We start from the raw sequence: 3185 nt of genomic DNA on the forward strand, positions 1-3185 counted from the left end.
CGGCCGCATCGTGCGCCGCGACGTCGAAGCCGCGCGCGACCGTGCCCCGGTAGCCGCCGCGCCCTCGGCCGGCCGCCCCGCCGCACGCCGCGTGCCGCATACCGGCATGCGCCGCGCCATCGCTCGCCGCCTGACCGAAAGCAAGCAGAACGTGCCGCACTTCTACCTGTCGGTGGATTGCCGGATGGACGCCCTGCTGGCCCTGCGCGCGCAAGCCAATCAGGGCGGCGCGGTGAAGCTGTCGGTCAATGACTTCATCGTGCGCGCCGCCGCGCTGGCGCTGCGCGAAGTGCCCGAAGTGAATGTCAGCTGGCACGAAGACGCCATTGAATACCACGCAGGCGCCGATATCTCGGTGGCCGTCGCGACGGATGGCGGCCTGGTCACGCCCATCGTGCGCGACGCCGACATCAAGTCCCTGTCGGCCATTGCCGGCGAAATCGTCGAGCTGGCCGGACGCGCCAAGATCAACCGTTTGAAGCCCGAGGAATTCACGGGCGGATCGCTGACGGTCAGCAATCTGGGCATGTACGGCATCAGCCAGTTCGCCGCCATCATCAACCCGCCGCAGGCCGCCATCCTGGCGGTGGGTGCCGCCGAACGCCGTCCCGTGGTGGGCGACAACGGCGAACTGGTCGCCGCCACCGTCATGACGGTAACGCTGTCGGCCGACCACCGCGCGGTGGACGGCGCCGTCGGCGCGCGCTGGCTGGCTGCGTTCCGCACGCTGATCGAAAACCCCGTGCGCATCCTGCTGTGAGCCCGGCCATGACGAAAACCGTGTTTGACCTGATCATCGTCGGCGGCGGCCCCGGCGGCTACGTCGCCGCCATCCGCGGCGCGCAACTGGGCATGTCGGTCGCCCTGGTGGAGCGCGCTGAACTGGGCGGCATCTGCCTGAACTGGGGATGCATTCCCACCAAAGCCCTGCTGCACAGCGCCACCGTGCTGCGCGCCTGCCGCGACGCCGCGCACTATGGCGTGACCGGCGCGGGCGAGGCCCGCCCCGATCTGGCCGCAATGGTGGCCAGGTCCCGCAAGGTGGCGGGCCGCCTGGGTCAGGGCGTGGCGCACCTGATGAAAAAGAACGGCGTGACCGTGTTCGCCGCCAGCGCCAAACTGGCCGGATCAGGCAGGCTGGCGCTGGATACCGGCGCGACGCTGTCCGCCAAGCACATCATCCTGGCCACCGGCGCGCGCGCTCGCGAACTGCCCGCGTTGCCCGTCGGCGAACGCATCTGGGCGTATCGCCAGGCCCTGGCGCCGGCTGAGATTCCGAAGTCGCTGCTGGTGGTGGGCGCGGGAGCGATCGGCGCGGAGTTCGCCAGCTTCTACCGCGCTATCGGCGCCGACGTCACCCTGATCGACATGACGCCCGAAATCCTGCCGCAGGAAGACGCCGAGATCTCGCAACTGGCGCGCAAGGCATTCGAAAAGCAAGGCATCCGCGTGTTGACGCAATGCGCCGTCACGGGGTCCACCCTGACCGCCACGGGCGTCAGGGTGTCGCTGGCGCAGCAAGGCAAGCAAACCGACCTGGACGTTGACCGCGTCATCGTCGCGGCCGGCATCGTCGGCAACGTCGAAGGCCTGGGCCTGGAGAACACCCGCGTGAAGGTCGACAAGACCCACATCGTCACCGACGCCCAATGCCGCACCGACGAACCCGGCGTCTACGCCATCGGCGACGTGGCCGGCGCCCCCTGGCTTGCCCATAAGGCCAGCCACGAAGGCGTGCTGTGCGTGGAAGCCATCGCCGGCCTTCCCACCCACGCCATCGACCCGTTACGCATCCCCGCCTGCACGTACTCGCACCCGCAAGTCGCCAGCATCGGCATGACCGAAGCCCGCGCTCGCGAACACGTCAAACACTCGGGCGGCGAAATCCGCGTCGGAAAATTCACCTTCGCCGGCAACGGCAAAGCGATCGCGATGGGCGAAGACCAGGGCCTGGTCAAGACCGTGTTCGATGCAAAGTCGGGAGAACTGCTGGGCGCCCACATCATCCATCCGGAAGCGTCCGAGCTGATCACGGGCTACGGCGTGGCAGCCTCGCTGGAAGCGACCGAAGAGGACTTGATGCAGACCATCTTCGCGCACCCGACCTTGTCGGAAACGCTGCACGAATCCGTGCTTTCTGCGTTTGGCAAGGCGCTGCACGCGTAGACGGCACGATGGGTTGCAGACGTGCAACCCATCGCCCTACACGCGCCTCGCGAAGAAATCCAGGAAGCACGCAATGCGCCGCGACAGCTGCGTATTGCGGTGATACACCGCATGCATCGGTTGCAGGTAGTCGCTGTACACGCCTTCCATCACCTTCACCAACCGTCCCGCCGCGATGTCTTCACGCACCACGAAGTCCGACAGGCACGCGATGCCCACGCCGCGCAGCGCCAGCAGCCGTTGGGTTTCGCCACTGGATGTCGCCAGCGTCGGCGTCGCCAGATAACTGGACCCGCCAGCATGCTTGAGCGGCCACACGTTCAGGCTCTCGGGGTGGGTGAAGCCCAACACTTCATGGTCCGCCAGATCTTCCACCGTCTCCGGCGCCCCGCGCCGCGCGATGTATTCCGGGCTGGCCATCATCCAACGCGGCGCGGGCCGCAACGGCCGCGCATGCAACGTCGAATCCGTCAGCGGACCCATGCGGATGGCGATATCGGTGCGATGTTCCATCAAGTCCACGATGCGATCGTTGCTCGTCAGCTCCAGCGTGATCTCGGGATACTGCTGCCGGAACTCCCCCACATGCGGCACCACGCAATGCAGCATCACCGGCACCGACGCATCCACCCGCAAACGCCCCGCCGGCCGCTGATGCACCATCCGCATGCATTCCTCCGCCTCTTCCAGCGCCGCCACGATCTGACGCGCCTTAGGCAGGAAATGCGCCCCCTCCTCCGTCAACTCCATCCGCCGAGTCGTGCGGTTCAAGAGGATGACGCCCAGGTCCTCTTCCAACCGCGACAACCCCCGGCTAACGCCTGACGCAGTCTGGCCAAGCACCTCCGCCGCAGCGCTCATCGAGCCAGCGTCAACAACGCCAAGAAACACGCGCAACGCTTCAGAGTTAAGGGACATGATGGCTCCAGAAGGGATTGACGCCATTTTATGGCAGCCCGCCCCCTACGACGCCAGATACCGCCACAAACCACAACGCCCAAACAACGCGTATGCCGAAA

3 protein-coding genes are annotated in these 3185 nt (G+C 66.8%); 2 read left to right on the forward strand and 1 reads right to left on the reverse strand.

Annotated features, from left to right (window positions below; all coding sequences use genetic code 11):
* Both ACE039_RS22260 and lpdA read left to right on the forward strand, forming a co-directional pair.
* The coding region (locus tag ACE039_RS22260) for a 2-oxo acid dehydrogenase subunit E2 (RefSeq protein ID WP_485823352.1) at window positions 1–760 on the forward strand (760 nt) is incomplete at its 5' end.
* 8 nt (window positions 761–768) lie between these two features.
* Window positions 769–2166: a dihydrolipoyl dehydrogenase gene (gene lpdA / locus ACE039_RS22265; RefSeq protein ID WP_485823353.1), complete on the forward strand. Its 1398-nt coding sequence runs from the start codon at window positions 769–771 to the stop codon at window positions 2164–2166.
* 36 nt (window positions 2167–2202) lie between these two features.
* Here lpdA and ACE039_RS22270 read toward each other — a convergent pair whose 3' ends face one another.
* A complete protein-coding gene (locus ACE039_RS22270; protein ID WP_485823354.1) occupies window positions 2203–3084 on the reverse strand; it encodes a LysR substrate-binding domain-containing protein in 882 nt (293 codons plus the stop codon).
* Window positions 3085–3185 lie beyond the last annotated feature (101 nt).

The organism is Achromobacter maghribensis (genome assembly GCF_057334215.1).

Coding starts and splice junctions, on each gene's coding strand:
- lpdA (WP_485823353.1), top strand. CDS start 769: ATGACGAAAACCGTGTTTGACCTGATCATCGTCGGCGGCGGCCCCGGC.
- ACE039_RS22270 (WP_485823354.1), bottom strand. CDS start 3,084: ATGTCCCTTAACTCTGAAGCGTTGCGCGTGTTTCTTGGCGTTGTTGAC.